Annotated in this window: 16 protein-coding genes; 14 read left to right on the forward strand and 2 right to left on the reverse strand. The window is 40.4% G+C overall.

Annotated elements, in window-relative coordinates; all coding sequences use genetic code 11:
- Position 1 precedes the first annotated feature (1 nt).
- The 5 genes from KJS58_RS05840 (at position 2) to treR (ending at position 6,413) form a co-directional block, all read left to right on the forward strand.
- On the forward strand, positions 2 to 826 hold the full coding sequence (locus KJS58_RS05840; RefSeq protein WP_213531346.1) for an urease accessory protein UreD: 825 nt from the start codon (positions 2 to 4) through the stop codon (positions 824 to 826).
- Positions 827 to 964: 138 nt separating this feature from the next.
- The gene (locus tag KJS58_RS05845; RefSeq protein ID WP_213531347.1) at positions 965 to 1,519 is read left to right on the forward strand and encodes a PadR family transcriptional regulator; all 555 of its coding nucleotides are present in this window, start codon (positions 965 to 967) and stop codon (positions 1,517 to 1,519) included.
- 334 nt (positions 1,520 to 1,853) lie between these two features.
- A complete protein-coding gene (treC, locus tag KJS58_RS05850; RefSeq protein ID WP_213531788.1) occupies positions 1,854 to 3,584 on the forward strand; it encodes an alpha,alpha-phosphotrehalase in 1,731 nt (576 codons plus the stop codon).
- Positions 3,585 to 3,599: 15 nt separating this feature from the next.
- Complete coding sequence (gene treP, locus KJS58_RS05855) at positions 3,600 to 5,615, forward strand: PTS system trehalose-specific EIIBC component (protein ID WP_213531348.1); 2,016 nt, start codon at positions 3,600 to 3,602, stop codon at positions 5,613 to 5,615.
- A 69-nt stretch (positions 5,616 to 5,684) separates the two neighbouring features.
- Positions 5,685 to 6,413, forward strand: a complete 729-nt coding sequence (gene treR, locus KJS58_RS05860; protein WP_213531349.1) for a trehalose operon repressor — start codon at positions 5,685 to 5,687, stop codon at positions 6,411 to 6,413.
- Positions 6,414 to 6,475: 62 nt separating this feature from the next.
- On the opposite strand, the gene KJS58_RS25750 is transcribed toward treR, so the two are convergent.
- Positions 6,476 to 6,757: a YesK family protein gene (locus KJS58_RS25750; protein ID WP_374705786.1), complete on the reverse strand. Its 282-nt coding sequence runs from the start codon at positions 6,755 to 6,757 to the stop codon at positions 6,476 to 6,478.
- Between the two features lie 160 nt (positions 6,758 to 6,917).
- Here KJS58_RS25750 and KJS58_RS05865 point away from each other — a divergent pair, with 160 nt between their 5' ends.
- The 3 genes from KJS58_RS05865 to KJS58_RS05875 all read left to right on the forward strand — a co-directional run bounded on the left by KJS58_RS05865 (position 6,918) and on the right by KJS58_RS05875 (position 10,082).
- Positions 6,918 to 7,769 (forward strand): serine/threonine protein kinase, encoded by an 852-nt coding sequence (locus tag KJS58_RS05865; RefSeq protein ID WP_213531350.1) that lies wholly within the window; start codon positions 6,918 to 6,920, stop codon positions 7,767 to 7,769.
- Positions 7,770 to 8,147: 378 nt separating this feature from the next.
- Positions 8,148 to 9,074, forward strand: a complete 927-nt coding sequence (locus tag KJS58_RS05870) for an AEC family transporter (RefSeq protein WP_213531351.1) — start codon at positions 8,148 to 8,150, stop codon at positions 9,072 to 9,074.
- Positions 9,075 to 9,224: 150 nt separating this feature from the next.
- A complete protein-coding gene (locus KJS58_RS05875) occupies positions 9,225 to 10,082 on the forward strand; it encodes a chemotaxis protein (protein ID WP_213531352.1) in 858 nt (285 codons plus the stop codon).
- 86 nt (positions 10,083 to 10,168) lie between these two features.
- Here the strand turns inward: KJS58_RS05875 and KJS58_RS05880 are convergent, their stop codons facing one another.
- On the reverse strand, positions 10,169 to 11,479 hold the full coding sequence (locus KJS58_RS05880) for an MFS transporter (RefSeq protein ID WP_213531353.1): 1,311 nt from the start codon (positions 11,477 to 11,479) through the stop codon (positions 10,169 to 10,171).
- Between the two features lie 63 nt (positions 11,480 to 11,542).
- Between KJS58_RS05880 and KJS58_RS05885 the strand changes: the two genes are divergently transcribed.
- From KJS58_RS05885 to KJS58_RS05910, 6 genes are all read left to right on the forward strand, one after another.
- Positions 11,543 to 12,478, forward strand: a complete 936-nt coding sequence (locus tag KJS58_RS05885; RefSeq protein WP_374705787.1) for a S66 peptidase family protein — start codon at positions 11,543 to 11,545, stop codon at positions 12,476 to 12,478.
- A gap of 128 nt (positions 12,479 to 12,606) precedes the next feature.
- Positions 12,607 to 13,689, forward strand: a complete 1,083-nt coding sequence (locus KJS58_RS05890; RefSeq protein ID WP_213531354.1) for a DUF1835 domain-containing protein — start codon at positions 12,607 to 12,609, stop codon at positions 13,687 to 13,689.
- Positions 13,690 to 13,712: 23 nt separating this feature from the next.
- Positions 13,713 to 14,567: a DUF1835 domain-containing protein gene (locus KJS58_RS05895; RefSeq protein ID WP_213531355.1), complete on the forward strand. Its 855-nt coding sequence runs from the start codon at positions 13,713 to 13,715 to the stop codon at positions 14,565 to 14,567.
- Positions 14,568 to 14,626: 59 nt separating this feature from the next.
- On the forward strand, positions 14,627 to 14,884 hold the full coding sequence (locus tag KJS58_RS05900) for a YkgJ family cysteine cluster protein (protein ID WP_213531356.1): 258 nt from the start codon (positions 14,627 to 14,629) through the stop codon (positions 14,882 to 14,884).
- A 213-nt stretch (positions 14,885 to 15,097) separates the two neighbouring features.
- Entirely contained in the window at positions 15,098 to 15,508 is a 411-nt protein-coding gene (locus KJS58_RS05905) for a GntR family transcriptional regulator (protein WP_213531358.1), read from the forward strand.
- Between the two features lie 5 nt (positions 15,509 to 15,513).
- Positions 15,514 to 16,617: a DUF1648 domain-containing protein gene (locus KJS58_RS05910; protein WP_213531360.1), complete on the forward strand. Its 1,104-nt coding sequence runs from the start codon at positions 15,514 to 15,516 to the stop codon at positions 16,615 to 16,617.
- Positions 16,618 to 16,885 lie beyond the last annotated feature (268 nt).

Genomic DNA, 16,885 nt, shown 5'->3' on the forward strand with positions numbered 1-16,885 from the left:
AATGGAAGACTGGACAGGGATTCTGCGATTAGATGCGGAAGAAAGACACGGAAAAACTGTCGCAAAAAATGTGTATTTCCAAGGTGCTTTCAAAGTAATGCGTCCGATTTACCATGATCATTCGGGACAGCCATGCTATTACATTCTGAACCCAGGCGGCGGATTCCTAGACGGTGACCGCTATCAGATGAAAGTATCGCTGGCGGAACAAGCCCGGATGACTCTAACTACCCAATCGGCTACTAAAATATACAAAACTCCGAATAAACCTGCCTATCAGGAGACAGAATTCACGCTTAAAAAGGGCAGCTATCTTGAATATATTACGGATCCGCTTATTGGGTATCAGGATGCTAAATATGTTCAAAAAACAGTAGTGCGAATGGAGAAAGGTTCTACTTTTCTCTATTCAGATATCATTACTTCGGGGTGGTCTCCAGAAGGAACTAAGTTTAGTTATGATCTGCTTCAGTTAATGACTGAGATCTATATTGACGATGAACTCGCTGTATATGATCATATTAAATTGAATCCTTCTTCACAGAACATTGCTTCTCTTGGTTACATGGAAGGATATACGCATCTTGGTTCCATGATGCTGATCGGAGAACAGGCGGACAATGAACTTTTGGACCGGCTATATCATGCAATACACGAAGATACAAAAGAATACAATATTGGATTATCGTTATTGCCAGTCACAGGGATCTTGATTCGTATCTTAGCTAATTCAACGCAAACGATAGAAAGAATTCAAACCGAGTGTCATCGTGTAATTAGCCAAGAGCTTTTTAACAGTTCACCTTCTTTTTTAAGAAAATACTAATACTCACAAAACCCTGCAATCATAAATGGTTGCGGGGTTTTTTAATGAAAAACAGGTTAGAATAGAATGTAGTTCAAGATAAAGTTCAAGATAAAGTGAGGTCAAGGATTTTTTAAAAAAACTCAATTAATATAAGGAATGAGGCAAATGAATACTCTTGGTTATGCGATTCTGAGCGTATTAAGTAAAAGACCTAGCTCAGGTTATAAATTGGCTTCTTGTCTGGATATGTTATGGCCAGCGAAACACAGCCAGATTTATCCTCTTCTCACCAAAATGGAACAGAAGGGTTTCCTGTCCTATGAATATATCGAACAAATCGGGAAGCCAAACAAAAAAATATATTCGATAACTGAAAAAGGAAGAATAACCTTAGAATCTTGGATCAAGGAACCGGCCAGCAATCAAATTATTCGAGATGATTTTTTGATTAAAGTATATGCAATTTGGCTTAAGGATGAGGAAAGTGCTAAAAAATTGATCGAAGATCGATTGGTAAAATTAAACCAACAAGTATCTTTACAAGCGACTGAAATAGAAAAAGTAAATCAAGAACAGATTACGACCACATCGAAAAAATTCGGTAAATATATTCTTCTCCGCAGAAGTCATTTTTTAAATAAAGAAGAAGTTTCGTGGTGTCACTGGGTGCTCAGTTTATTTAAGGGATCCAATCTTAGTAAGCTACAATGAGGATTATTCAGTAGGGATGCGCTTTATAAAATAATGCATCAGAATCTCACACTTATTACTTAATTCCGTGAATTTCAATCATGGACTAAAAACAACAAAAATTTCTATTTAGAGAAGAAAAAAATCAGCTCAAGTATAAGTAACCTGTTGATAAGAGAAGACTGCGGTCAGATTCTTTTACGTCAGGAATGCTTTACTTGGGCTTTTAGTGTTTAAATTTAGTGTATCGTTTAAAAGTGTATTGACAACATGTATATACAGGTTTATTATGAAACCATAACAACCTGTATATACAAGTTTAAATGAAAAATAAGGAGGAGTTATTCAAGTGAACATGCTAAATAAGAACGCTTCTTCTGAATGGTGGAAGACCGGGGCCATTTATCAGGTCTATCCGAAGAGCTTTTGTGATACTACCGGTAAGGGAACAGGAGATATTCAAGGTTTAATTAAGAAGCTGGATTATATTAAAGGTCTTGGAATTGATATGGTTTGGCTGCAACCTGTATATGTATCGCCACAAAATGATAACGGTTACGATGTGGCAGATTATTATAGTATTGATCCTGCTTTTGGCACAATGGAAGATATGGACGAGTTAATTCACGAAATGAAAAAAAGAGATATGCATCTCATGATTGATATTGTCGTGAATCATTCCTCCACTGAGCATGAATGGTTTAAGGAAGCGCGTTCTTCACGTGATAATCCATACCGAGATTACTATATATGGAAAGATCCTGCTGCAGATGGTGGACCACCAAACAATTGGCAGTCTAAGTTTGGCGGACCTGCATGGCAATATGACGAAGGTACGAAGCAGTATTACCTTACTCTTTTTGACAAAACACAAGCTGACCTAAACTGGGAGAATGAAAAAGTAAGACAAGAAGTCGTCGATATTTTGACGTTTTGGGCTGAGAAAGGCGTAAGCGGTTTTAGAATGGATGTGATCAATCTGATATCCAAAGACCAACGCTTCCCTGACGATGATGGTTCTGTGGCTCCAGGTGATGGACGCAAATTTTACACAGACGGTCCACGTGTGCACGAATATATTAAGGAACTCAATGAGAAGGTATTTAGACCTTATAATATTGTAACCGTGGGAGAAATGTCTTCGACTACACTTGAACAATGCATTCGATATTCGAATCCAGAAGAGAATGAGTTCTCAATGACGTTTAATTTCCATCATTTAAAGGTTGATTATCCGAATGGTCAGAAATGGGAACTGAAGCCTTATGACTTTGAAGAACTAAAGAGCGTACTGTCGTATTGGCAGACGGGTATGCAGCAAGGCGGCGGATGGAATGCTTTGTTCTGGAACAATCATGATCAGCCGCGGGCTCTTACGCGGTTCACAAATGATGGGGAATACCGGAACGAGAGCGCTAAAATGTTAGCAACAACTCTCCATGGTATGCAAGGTACACCTTATATCTATCAGGGAGAAGAGATCGGCATGCCTGATCCAGTATGGAATGACATGTCAGAATTCAGGGATGTCGAGTCGCTTAATATGTATCAAATTCTAATCGAGCGCGGTAAATCCCCAGAAGAAGCGTCTCACATTGTAAAAGTTCGGTCCCGGGATAACTCGCGGATTCCTATGCTATGGGATGATAGCGATCAAGCAGGATTCACGAGCGGGACTCCTTGGATTAAGATCGATGAACGATATAAAGAAATTAATGCGAAACAGCAAGTAGAAGATCCAGATTCCATCTATCATCATTACCGTAAGCTTATAGAGCTCCGTAAAGAAGTTAAAGTCATTACAGACGGTACTTTTACTCGTCTTGATCATGCTCATCCTGAAGTTTTCGCTTACGCAAGAATGAATGAAGAAGAGACACTGGTTGTGATTTCGAATTTTAGTGATAAGACGGTTCAATTTGAATTGCCAGGTACGTTTGTAGAGAAGCATCTTATGGAAAAGGATGCAACACTCCTCCTGTCAAATACGGCAGGCGATAAGAAGCTGACATCAAGTGTTGAATTATCACCTTATGCATCCCATATGTGGTTAATTTCAAATGCTGGAGATTCTACTAATAAATAAGGGAGAACAAACGCTATGTCTAAAATAGATCAAAAACAGGTTGAACGAATCGTTCAAGCTGTGGGTGGCAAAGAGAATATTGAAGCAGCTACCCACTGTGTGACTAGACTTCGCTTTGCGCTCGCAGATGAGAGCAAAGTAGACGCACAAGCTTTGGAAGAGAATGCCCTAGTCAAAGGGCACTTCTCTTCACAAGGTCAGTTCCAAGTGATCATCGGTCCTGGTCTCGTAGATCAGGTCTATGATGAAATGATGAAACTTACGGGCGGGTCCAGAGCATCAAAAGATGATGTGAAGACACTTGCTAGTAAAAAACAAAATCCGCTCCAGCGTGCAATTAAAATGCTCGCGGATATTTTTATCCCGATCCTTCCAGCGATCGTTATGGCAGGTTTGCTTCTCGGGTTAAACAATATATTGGCTGGTCCTGATATTTTTTATGAAGGACAATCTCTCATTGAAGTATATCCTCAGTGGGCAGACGTAGCTTCGATCATTAATCTAATCGCAAGTACAGCTTTCTCATTCCTGCCTGTACTGATTGGTTGGTCAGCCGTTAAACAATTTGGCGGAAGTCCGCTGCTGGGTATTGTTTTGGGCCTCATTTTGGTAAATCCAGAACTATTAAGTGCCTACAATTATGCAAATGCAACACTTGAAGGGACCGTTCCGGTATGGAACCTATTTGGATTTGAAGTAGAGAAAATTGGATATCAGGGTCAAGTTCTTCCTGTTCTTGTCTCTGCCTACATCTTGGCTAAAATTGAAGGATTCCTTAATAAAAGAGTACGCGATTCGATTAAGCTGCTCGTCGTAGCGCCTGTAGCTCTTCTAGTAACCGGTTTCCTGGCATTTACAGTCGTTGGTCCTGTTACATTTTCCATCGGAAATCTGATTACAAATGGTCTAGTTAGTATTTTTGACTCTTTCTCTGCACTTGGCGGATTAATCTATGGCGGTTTGTATGCATTGCTAGTTATTACGGGGTTCCATCACACATTTTTGGCTGTAGATATTCAGCTAATTGGAAGTCAGGGTGGAACCTTCCTATGGCCGATGCTTGCTCTATCTAATATTGCTCAAGGTGCAGCTGCCCTCGCGATGATGTTTATTCTTAAAGATCAAAAAGCAAAAGGACTTGCTGCAACTTCATCGGTATCGGCTTTTCTTGGTGTAACGGAACCTGCAATCTTCGGAGTTAACATTCGTTATCGTTACCCATTTATTTTCGGTATGATCGGTTCTGGTATTGCCGGAGTACTGCTGGCCATGAATAATGTACTGGCTTCTTCGATCGGAGTAGGCGGTATTCCCGGATTTCTTTCGATCTTCCCTAATCAATGGGGTATCTTCTTCCTTGGTATGTTAATCGTTATTGTCGTTTCTTTTACGGGTACGCTGCTGTATGGAAAACTGCGTATGTCGAGGGAACAGACGAAGTCTGAAAACGCATCATCTGGTGTGGCTGTGAACAATGAGCAGGCCGCAGCAGGTGAAGCTATGGATGTTCGCACTGATAATAATTTGGATGTTGAACAGAATGCTGCAAACTCCAATACACAAAAAAGAAGCGAAATGACGATTGCAGCTCCACTCAGCGGTAAGGTAGTTCCGTTATCTGAAGTACCTGACCCTGCTTTTGCACAGAAACAGATGGGCGATGGGGTTGCCATTATTCCGGAGGAAGGTAAGGTTTACGCTCCATTTAAAGGAACGGTAGAACATGTGACTAAGACGAAACACGCGATGATTTTAAGTGATACGGAAGGGTTCCAAGTGTTAATCCATGTTGGAATCGATACCGTCTCACTTAAAGGAAATGGATTTACTACACATGTCGAATCAGGTATGAGTGTGAGTGAGGGACAATTATTACTTGAGTTTGATAAAGAAGCGATCGAAAAAGCTGGGTTGCCTGTTATTACACCGATTATTATTCCGGATGGACAGGAGCCGTCTCCAAAAGTTGAAGAATTAGCAAGCGGCATTATTGAATCGTCCGCTCCGCTCCTCAAGGTAACTTTTGACTAAAGTAAGTAATGCGTCATCTGAGTTGTAATCATTTTCATAAAAACGTGATACAATACGATTGGTGATATGATGATGAATAATATTTTTGTAACTCTGTATAAAGATTTCGCGGAAAAGATCGACTCAGGAATTCTTGCACCAGGCAGTAAGCTGCCCTCAGAACATGAATTGGCACAACATTATGAAATCACGCGAGAAACGGTGCGCAAAGGCTTAAACTTACTTGCTCAGAATGGGTATATTCATAAAGTAAAAGGAAAAGGCTCATTCGTTCTCGAAAGAGATCGTTATAATTTCCCAGTGAGCGGGCTGGTCAGTTATAAAGAAATGACAGAACGAATGGGTAAGCTGAGTAATACCCTTGTGTATGTTACGGAATGTACTGAGGCTGGAGAGTTTATTTCGAAGCATCTTCAGATCTCTGCGGATACAAAAGTATGGAGGGTCGTTCGAGCCAGGGAAATAGACGGAGAACGAATTATACTGGATATTGATTTCTTACTGGCTTCGATTGTTCCTCATCTGTCTAAGGATATTACAGGACAGTCTATATATGAGTATTTGGAAAAAGAACTGAATCTTAAAATCAGCTATGCTAAAAAAGTGATTTCGGTTGAACGAGCCACAAGCATGGACCACGAGTATATGGATATTGGTGAAGATACACATGTCGTAGTCGTTCGCGGCTATGTTCATCTTGAAGATACAACGTTGTTTCAATATTCAGAATCCAGACATCGTTTGGATAAATTTCAATTTGTTGATTTTGCAAGAAGAGAAAACACGTTATCATTCTAAAAAAGCCAGCACGCATTCCTTAGATAAGGTTTGCGTGCCGGCTTTTTTTAAAGTTTGAGAACCTACTTAGACTTTTTTTTTGAGTATTTTTTCAGTATTAAATTCATTAATAACGCTGAAATTGAAGGAATGAGCAGATGAACTCCAATTGCAGAAATCAGAAGCCCATTCCATGCTCCCACTATGAGTCCAGAAACAACGATAACAATCGAAATAACGAAAATTCTACCGAACACCGTTTTGTTCCTGTCTTTCTTCGTGTTCCTTGTGATATCCATACGGTGGAATAAAAATGACAAAAGGATTGAGCATGCGACTAGAAGCAAAATGAATTCAATTTCCAATAAGCCACTCCCGTTCTATTTGATTATAAATAGTAATCGAAGGTGGTACCATTTTAGAATGTATATACATAAGAGGTCAAGGATACATTTACAAACATGCTATAATGATGGATAGGAAATTCTCTTTAAGAGAACCAGTTTACCTTGAGGAGGTTAGTTGTTGCGTCTTTATTCAACCATTCATTCTTTCATCTCTGCTTGGCGTGACGATCCTCGTGAGAAAGGAGTCTGCTTAGGACAACGTTACGAAGTGCAAGAGGTTCTTGGTGAAGGAAGTTACGGGATTACATATAAGTGTCTAGATGGTACGACAGGTAAAGAAGTAGCCGTGAAACAAGCAAGACCTAGCAAAGGTGATTACGCAGTGAAACTTCTCAATCAGGAAGCGGAGATCATTAGTGCCCTTCAGCATCCGGATATTCCCGCTTTTATCGATTTGTTTCAAGAGAAGGGAAGAAGTTATCTTGTCATGTCCTACATGGAAGGGGATACGCTGGAAGATCTGATCTTTGGACAGGGAATAAAGTATGATGAAAAACAAACGATTCTCATCACACTTCAGCTGCTTCATCTCATCGAATACGTTCATAATCAAGGTTACGTCCATCTTGATCTGCGAATTCCTAATGTGCTTTTTCATGATGGAAGATTAACGCTGATTGATTTTGGTCTGGCACGTAAAATAGGAGCAGCTCCATTGCTGCCTAAATCTTCTTTTTTTATGAAGCTTTCCGCTCAGAGTAGAAGCAATACTGGAAAGGTAGCGAGCGAACAAGCAGATCTGTATGATATCGGTCACTTTATGTTATTTATGCTGTATTCCACGTATGAGGTGCCGGTGAGGGAAACGGAGTTGAATCTTCATACTTCTCATACGGAGCAGAGCTGGCAGGAGGAACTTCGTCTTAGTGCAGAGCTGAAACTTATTATTGAGCGGCTTCTTGGGATTAAGCAGCCGTTTCATTGTTCTGATGAACTGAAAACAGCGTTAACAGCTATAATTTCCACATAAAAAAATCCCTCTAATACAGAGGGAGTATGATTTTTAGCTTGAACTGTATTTTCTACTCTTATAATAACCATGTCCTTGTTTTCCATGTTTGTATTTATGATCGGAGGAAGATCCGCGGTATCTAGGTGCGCGGTGAGAGCTACTGTACCGTCTAGAATATTTCTTTGCTGAGCTGCTATAGTACCTTTTCCCTTTACTGCGGTCAGTAGATCGAAGAAATTTGTCAATAAGCTTCCTTAACATATATGAGCACCCTTTCGTTACCACTTTTTAATCATTACCCAATCTATACGCTGAAAAAAACGATAGCGTTTCATATTTTATTATGACCCTTACTTTTCCCATTCTTAGGTTTTTCATCTGGAGGTTTATACAGTTATGAATTTGTTCTTTTCCATCCTGCTTAATAACGTTATCCCTCTATTTTTAGTCATGACGATTGGATTCATTGTCCAGCGAACCAGAGGACTCGATATCAAGACACTATCGAATATCAATTTCTATATTTTATCACCTGCCGTTGTTTTTAATCTCCTATACTCAACGGATATTTCGATGTCATTGTTTGGACAAGTGATGGGCTTTTTTATTCTGTTTATGCTCATGCAATATATCCTTTGTTCTCTTGTTATTAAACTCCTCAGACTCGAAGGCGGTATGCCGGCGGCGATGAGGAACAGCGTATTGTTTGCCAATAGTGCTAACTATGGACTCCCTATTAATGAGCTTGCTTTTTCGGGTAATCCTTTAACACTCGGAGTTCAGGTGATTATCCTGATGCTGCAGTCGTTTTTACCCAATACCTATGGAATCTACAGCGTAAACGCACACCAGGTGAATAGAAAGAGAATCTGGCGAACCATTGCCGGCCAACCTGTTATTTATGCGATCCCACTCGCATTTTTACTCCGTTTACTCGGTGTTGAGCTCCCAAGTACGATTCAAATCCCTCTTAATTATTTGTATGCTGCCTTTATCGGGATGGCTCTTCTAACACTTGGTGTGCAGCTGGGAGCTATGAAATGGACGTTTGCGAAAAAGGGGAGTCTGAGCGTAGCCATCTCGGTCGCCATGAGACTTATTGGGGGACCGCTATTAGCGGCACTCACGGTGCTGCTTCTTGGAATTGATGGGCTGGTAGCAAAAGCACTCATTGTTTCTTCTTGTGTTCCGACTTCACTTAGCAGTATGATTTTAGCTGTTCAGTTCAATAATGAACCAGAATTCTCATCTCAGACGGTCTTTTTTTCCACACTTCTGAGTACGCTGACCGTAACAGGGACGATTGCGCTTTTAAACATCTAACAGAGCCTGAAAATAAGGACTTGAGGCATTTACCTAATTGATCCATACCATATATAATCGAAGGAAACCGCGAATACCCAGTACATCTGCTATGCTGTCAAGTCATTAGCCTTATCTTTATAGGATAAAGATGGGAAGGAGTGAAGCGAGATGCAAAAGATTGGGGTTATCGTTATCCATGGTCTCGGCCTCCAGAATAAGGAATTTGCATCTAAGTTCATACAAAAACTAGATCAAGCTTTTGCCGGTATGATGAATGTATCTTCTTCCAAACCTTATATTGATATTGAACCTGTGTACTGGGGAGATGTTTTCGGTGATCATGAGGATCGGATTTATCGTGACTTGGTTATAAATAAAAAACTGCGATACAAAAAACTTAGACGATATTTACTGTATTATCTAGCCGATGCTGTTGCTTATCAACCTGTAGATACGAACGGACATAATTATGATGCGGTCCATCAATCCATAAGTAATGCACTCCACCGTTTATCCCAGCGTATAGGTAATACTGCCCCCCTTTTCGTTGTTTCCCATAGTTTAGGCACCGTGATTGCTAGTAATTTTTTCTATGATCTGCAGTTTATTTCAAGACACTCTCCAGGAGTTATTGATACCTCTTCTCCGCTGGAGCGGGGGGAAACATTGACTCATTTTTATTCACTCGGGACTACACTGCCTCTGTGGAGCCTTCGTTATCGTGACTTTAGTAAACCGATTCGGATTCCTGCATTAGAAGGAAAAGATTTATATCCTGGCCTTGAAGGAGAATGGGTTAACTTTTATGACAAAGACGATATATTAGGTTATCCTCTCCGTGAGATTGATCCCGCTTATGAGAGGGCTGTTAAAGCCGATGTGAGTATTAATGTCGGAAACTTACTGACTTCTTGGAATCCATTCTGTCACACGAGTTATATGAGAGATAAAAAAGTCGTGAATCACATTGCTGATCGGCTGGCAGTCGCCTATCGTTACATGAATACTGAGTTTCCTCAGCGGTAAATGATAAAAGAAAAAGCAATGACAAGGCTTCTCGAAAGGTAGAAGTCCTGGCCATTGCTTTTTTTATGCTGGTGTTTTCGTTTATTTTACTCAGCCGCACCTTGGTTTAACGAAGCCTTATACGGCATCGATCTACGTTTATCACGTAACATAAGATAGAAGAAAGCAGAAGCGCTCACATAGAGGAGACCTGTAATCGTGAAAGTAATAGCATATCCTTGATAGCTGCCAAAGGTAGTCACAAGATAAGATTGAACAGGGCCCATCGTAGCCCATCCGATCATAAAAGCGGTCTGCATGAGAGAATTGGCAATCCCTCTCCTTTTTTCAGACACGTGATCAATTAATAGAGAAGAAAAAATAGGATTTGCTGCATTCATTAAAGCTTGTCTAAACAGGAAACTAACAGACGCCATAACAAGCGAATAGGTGTATCCGGTTAATAATAGAAACGGAAGAGAGAGAATTTGGAATATAACGACTGCTTTAACGGGTCCGACTTTGTTTGCGAGCGAAGGACCAATCATCATCGATACGATGGTCATGATTTGCCCAAGCGAGATCAGGATACTCATCAGACTAAGGCTGATACTGAATCTGTCGGTAAAGTAAAGGTTTAAATAAGGGACAACAAGACCTGAACCTGTTCCGATTAACAGTTGAGTAAAGAAAAACAGACGGATGAATTTCCAATCGGAAGCAGAAGATTTTTGATTATGTATTTCTATTTTTGGTGCGGTGTCAAGATCAAGCTGTTTAGGAAGCAGGGCAGGCTGCTTATTATGTATAGCTGATTCTCTAACAAAAAATAACGGTAACGTGCCAAGAACAGTAGCCATTCCGCCAATAAGAAGTACATACTGCAAGCTTAATACACTGCTCATTCCTGCTGATTTCAGTACATCGGCGAGAATGCCTCCGCCAAGACTTCCGATGACTTGTGCTGCAAGTACAAGCGAGGCATGAATACTGAACAATCTTAGTCTGTTGTCTTTCGTTACATTGGCTGCAAGGAAAGGAATAGCTAGAACTTGAAAGAAGGAAGCAAATATACCAGAAGAAGCAGCAAGAAAGAGGATACTGGTATCACCTTCTACAAAAGAGCGTCCCATAAACGTCATTCCACTAAACAACGCCCCCATAATGAGAATCGGTTTGCGGCTCATCTTGTCTCCCATCAGCCCGATGGGAATAAATAGGAGTGCAGTAGCAATAGACTGAATACTAATGACCCTGCCGTTCATCGAGACATCAAACCCGAGATCTTGAATGTACAAATTATAGAGAACGGAAAACATCCCACCACCCATCTGATAAAGTATATTAGCAAGAAAAAAAAGCTGGATATTACGAGGCCAGCTTGTAATCTCTGCTTTGATATTGCGCCAAAGTGTCATGTAGAAGCCTCCTGTCTTTTCTATTAAGAACTGGAAAAGAAGGAAAGTCAAGGTTATGAGAGGATGAGGAATATGGATATCGTCTATCCAGCGAAACTTAGTCCTGGAGATCTGATAGGAATTACCGCACTAGCCAGTTATGCAGATCCAGTAGAAATGGTAAGGAGCACAACATATTTTACTCAAATGGGTCTAAGAGTGGAGATCGGTCAAAGCATATTTCGTGAGTATGGTTACTTAGCAGGAACGGATGAAGAAAGGGCCAAGGAATTAAACGATATGTTTCAGAATCCGGAGATTAAGGCCATTATTTGTGCGCGCGGGGGATACGGAACAGCTCGAATTGCGGATTTGCTTGATTATGATTGTATTAAGCACAACCCGAAAATTTTCTGGGGATTCAGTGACATTACTTTTTTACATCAGGCGATATATAAGAATACGGGGCTCATTACTTTTCATGGTCCGATGCTGTCATCCTTAAATGATCGTTCGCTTCATCCTCTTACCCTAGCGGGATATCAACAATTGTTCACACCCACGGCGATAGAGTATACCGAAGAGATCTCTACACTGACTTCGATTGTGGAGGGGACAGCAAGCGGAGCTGTTGTTGGCGGGAACTTGTCGCTCATCGTATCGAGTCTCAGTACACCTTATGAAATTGATACTCGAAATAAACTGCTTCTCATTGAAGAGATTTGTGAGGAACCCTACCGAATAGACCGAATGCTGAGGCAATTACTGCAAGCTGGAAAACTGACGGAGGCTTCAGGCATCATTGTGGGGAATTTTCATGAGTGTGTGCCGAATAAGAATAAATCATCCTTTACTTGTGAGGAAGTTATTATCGAGTACTTAAAAAAAGCAGATCGTCCTGCGATGGCAGGTTTTGATATAGGACATTGTTCTCCAAACATTGCAATTCCACTGGGTCTGGAAGCAGAACTTTCTACAGCAAAGAAATCGCTTATATGGAAGAAACCAGCTGTTATTTGATCATATCTGGGCTTTTTTGCTCATGAAGAAGGAAAAAGAAGTGTCCATAGCGTAGCTATTATAGATAAATAGTGTGAAGTCAATTAGAGGTTCCATCTAGATCTGTACGCCAAGAGGGGGAGAGTAGTTTGAAAGATCAATTTGCAAATGAGGTTAGGTTAATGAAGCCCTATGAACTGGAGCAGTTTGTAGGGTTTGTATTGCAGGCGTGTAAAACAGAGCAAGAAGAAGATGGAACTCACCGTACGATGCTTGCTGAGAAAATTACAAATGAGTGGAATGATACGCTTGTGAAATCGCAGATTCATTCTTTTTCGGAAGAAGGGGCTCCAAAGTATATTCATATTGCTCCGAGCTCATCAGCTGAAGGTCTGCTCAAAGTTTCTTTATCAAAATCAGGGGTGCCACGGAATTATGTGGTGTTTAGTATAGAGGATAATCTTTCTATTGGACCTCTCTCGGATCTCATGGGACGTCAAGAGGAAATGGAAAGAATGAGGTGGCTAACAAACGAGCTGGGTCACGAGTATTTTCTTTTCCATCGCCATAATTATATTTCTTCCATTCAGCCTGTTTTGGAGCAAATTCCTGCTGATAAAGTAATTACAATCTGGATTGGAAATACGGCTCATGAACAGATTTTTCTAAGACTTATGCTCTATATCCTGCGAGACGTGCAGGCAGAAGTAAGAGTAATCAATGCGGTAGATTCGTTTCACATGTTAGAGAGTAAAGGTGCGAAGGGAAAGAGTTCTGCAGAAGGAGAAGAAGAACTGCCGCTCGTGGCATTCGGACAGATGGACTCCACTAAAGTAGTGCCACTGATCCTTCATGAGAGCCCTTATTTGCTATCAGATAAAGAGAAAAAAGAATATGCTAGAGAATGGCTTCAGCTTTCAAGAAGAGAAGAGAAACTTCGGATTTGGCGGCAGGGCGAATTTCAGTTTCTGCCGATCGATGCTTATGATGAACGAATCATGAGCGTAATTAATGAGATTTATAACAATATAGATACCATCGATGAAGACCACAAGAAAGGGACCTATGTCCAAGCAGGATATTTTGCAGGAATGTTGATGAATCATTATCCTGAACTAATGAATGCTATGTTCTTTGAATACCGAATCCGAGAACTCATTGGTAAGAGAAAACTTGATTTTATAGGAGCGCCTACTGCTCTCTATCGCTTTTATATCAAACCGACAAAATGAAATGAAAAAGAGGTGGACAGCCCTTGACCAATCAGCATGTACATATCATGTTCGGGATGGAAGAACAAGGAATTTTGAAAGCGGCTCTTCACAAGGCAGAGATAAGGCATAACCACAAAGTGATTTCATTTAATGACTGGTTTGCTTACGGACCGCTAAAGCAGCTTCATCTTGAAGAAGGAGAGAAGACACGGACTCGCTGGCTATCCGCTCGGTTGTCTAATTATGAGCCATTGTATACCTATAATCCAGATCATCAAACGGGAAGAGTAGTAGAGACGATTCAATCATTGTCAGAGGAGACGAATGTAACCCTATGGCATGGGAATCATGCACACGATCAAATCGGTGTTAGGTTTGTACTATCGCTCCTTAGAGATCGGAAGATGAATATGAAGCTTGTGAATCCGATCCAGAAGAGATCAAACATTGTAGGTAATGTTCAAATGAATCCCGTAAATTTGTCGCAACTGAAAGCTTCTGATTATATTCCGTTTCTACATAAAATGGATGAGTTCAATTTACTTACACAAGAAGAAATAGATGCTTTTGTATTAGACTGGGAGCAGATTTCAAACGATCCTGCTCTTTTTCGGATATGGGAGAATGACCATGTAAAATTATGTTCAGAAGATGCACTGGATCAAGATCTGCGGAATGTAATCATAGAACAGTCTTCTTTGTATCCAGATCAGTATGTACCTGCTTCTAAAGTAGTAAGTGAAGTAGTAAGGAAAAGAGAAGGTTACTCTCTTCGCAAAGATTTTTTAGAGTATCGCCTGCGTTCACTTATTCAAGAGAAACAGCTTCTTTTTAAAGGAGCACCAGGACAACTCCATCGGTATCGTGTGAAATGGGAAATGGAGGAAGTGATATAAAGATCACATTTGCATACACTTGTATTGGTAAGCTTCATTTAATGAGGTGGTGATGCATAATGGAATGTAGGACAGGCTGTGGTGCATGTTGTATTGTGATCTCCATTACCTCTCCAATTCCCGGAATGCCAGATGGTAAACCAGCAGGTGTGAGGTGTATCCAACTTACGGATGACCATCATTGCAAACTCTATGGACATCCAGACAGACCGAAGGTCTGCGGTAATCTGCAGCCTGAACGGGACATGTGCGGCACTCGTGATGAAGATGCATTTCGAACATTGGCAGAGTGGGAACGGATGACTTCTCCTCATTGACGTAAATGGGAGTCGGGTCTTACCTATATAAAATGAATGAAAAGCGCTGGATGCCGTTAGGCTGATTCAGTGTTTTTTTTTGTAATGCAGAAAAGATAAAATAAACAATTCTCACATCATGAACCATCGTTTGTTTATTTACATATATATTATATATCTGTTATACTACAAATATAACAGATGCATAAAGAGAAGTGGGGGTGCAAACCGTTCATGATGATTGAACTTGATATGCAATCAGATATACCCATCTACACACAGCTGACGAATCAGATTATTGAGGGAATTGCCAGCGGCATTCTAAAGCCTGGAGAAGCGTTACCTTCTGTTCGGAGCCTGGCATCGGATATCGGCATTAATTTGCATACCGTAAACAAAGCTTATCAGCTTCTTAAGCAAGAGGATTACATTCATATTCATCGCCAGAAAGGTGTCGTTGTGAATCCAAACGGTATGCCTGAGGCCAATAAGGAATTCAGTGATAAACAAAATTCACAGATTAGACCGCTGATTGCTGAGGCAATTTTAAGAGGGGTTACCCTAACGGAAATGAAGGAAATGATGGAGCGTATATATCAAGAGATTGAGCCTCCCGTGAATAAAGCAGATAATAAAGAGGAGTGATAGGCATGCCTGGAATTTATTTTGTCTTGCTGATTACGTTGTTTTTACCCATGGTAGTTCTTACGTCATTCATCCCTTACTTTACAAGACAGACAGAAAGTTTTGGGATTACGGTAAGTGAAGAAGTGTTCCACAGTGCGGATTTGAAAAGGATGCGTAAAGGGTATGCGGTTAGCAATTTTGTAATTCAAGCGATTCTTGCTGTATTCGCCATGGCAATGACGGTTAGGAGTTCGGATTCTGCTAACGTTTCGGCCATGTGGATTATGATCTATGTGCTCATAAGTATTGTGACACAGTTTTTAACCATGATTTACTTTCATAAGAAAATGAAAAAATACAAAGCGGAACGTTTAACGGATATGAAAATGCCTCAAGTGAAGTTAACGATTGATATGAACTTCCGTAAGCAGAAACTGGTGATCTCCAAAAAGTGGTATTTGATTCATGTGGTCCTGATTATAGCGACTTTTATTTTCACACTGGCGAATTATGATCTGTTTCCTGACAAAATTGTGATGCAATATGATTTCCAGGGAAATCCGACAACGATTAAAGATAAGACGATCGGTACTGTATTTATGCCAGTCGTTATGCAGATCATGATGACCCTGCTGTTTATGTTTATCAATACGGTCATTTACCGTAGTAAACAACAGGTAGATACAGAGCACCCAGAAGTGTCTCTGGAGAAAAATCGGATCTTTCGGTTGCGGAATTCGGTCTTTAATTTATTTGCTTCCCTGATGCTTATTATGCTGTTCAGCTTTATGCAATTCCAAATGTTATATCCAGTAGATCCGGTAATATTAGCGACTGTCTGCATTTCAGTCGTTGTTCTGATCCTAGCGGGTACAGGTATTTTATATGTCACGACAGGTCAGGGAGGAAGCAGAGTCAAGTCGCCTGTGGCACCTTCTTCTAAACCACCTCGTGATGATGATCAGAACTGGAAGCTCGGGATGTTTTATTTTAATCCTCAGGATCCTTCCTTATTTGTAGAAAAAAGAATGGGGTTTGGGTGGACGATTAACCATGCAAGACCACTGGCCTGGATTATTTTCGGTGGAATCATTGGGTCGATCGTACTTGTAAGTGTCCTATTATAATAAGCATTGTTTGAGTGTTTCATTTATCAAATCTAGTAATTCTCTTCAAAAATAGAAGATAGTTTCAGACTCTATAGACAAACTCGATAGTGATCCGGGTTTGTCTACTTTTATATCAAAATGATCGATTAAAACGGTTTTTTTTTTGATTAAGATAAATCTTCCTACATAAGAATGGTATGTCACAAAGTCCGTTGGGACTTTTGCCAAAACTCTAAGATATTAGATATAGTAACAATTTTATAGTAGATAACGGATATATACATAG

This window comes from Paenibacillus sp. J45TS6, assembly GCF_018403285.1.
Taxonomy (GTDB): domain Bacteria; phylum Bacillota; class Bacilli; order Paenibacillales; family Paenibacillaceae; genus Paenibacillus.

What these genes read in the sequence shown, in the direction of transcription:
- KJS58_RS05905 (WP_213531358.1), top strand. Translation starts at nt 15,098, where the DNA reads ATGATGATTGAACTTGATATGCAATCAGATATACCCATCTACACACAG.
- KJS58_RS05870 (WP_213531351.1), top strand. Translation starts at nt 8,148, where the DNA reads ATGAATTTGTTCTTTTCCATCCTGCTTAATAACGTTATCCCTCTATTT.
- KJS58_RS05900 (WP_213531356.1), top strand. Translation starts at nt 14,627, where the DNA reads ATGGAATGTAGGACAGGCTGTGGTGCATGTTGTATTGTGATCTCCATT.
- KJS58_RS05840 (WP_213531346.1), top strand. Translation starts at nt 2, where the DNA reads ATGGAAGACTGGACAGGGATTCTGCGATTAGATGCGGAAGAAAGACAC.
- KJS58_RS05910 (WP_213531360.1), top strand. Translation starts at nt 15,514, where the DNA reads ATGCCTGGAATTTATTTTGTCTTGCTGATTACGTTGTTTTTACCCATG.
- treC (WP_213531788.1), top strand. Translation starts at nt 1,854, where the DNA reads ATGCTAAATAAGAACGCTTCTTCTGAATGGTGGAAGACCGGGGCCATT.
- KJS58_RS05845 (WP_213531347.1), top strand. Translation starts at nt 965, where the DNA reads ATGAGGCAAATGAATACTCTTGGTTATGCGATTCTGAGCGTATTAAGT.
- KJS58_RS05875 (WP_213531352.1), top strand. Translation starts at nt 9,225, where the DNA reads ATGCAAAAGATTGGGGTTATCGTTATCCATGGTCTCGGCCTCCAGAAT.
- treP (WP_213531348.1), top strand. Translation starts at nt 3,600, where the DNA reads ATGTCTAAAATAGATCAAAAACAGGTTGAACGAATCGTTCAAGCTGTG.
- treR (WP_213531349.1), top strand. Translation starts at nt 5,685, where the DNA reads ATGATGAATAATATTTTTGTAACTCTGTATAAAGATTTCGCGGAAAAG.
- KJS58_RS05885 (WP_374705787.1), top strand. Translation starts at nt 11,543, where the DNA reads ATGAGGAATATGGATATCGTCTATCCAGCGAAACTTAGTCCTGGAGAT.
- KJS58_RS05880 (WP_213531353.1), bottom strand. Translation starts at nt 11,479, where the DNA reads ATGACACTTTGGCGCAATATCAAAGCAGAGATTACAAGCTGGCCTCGT.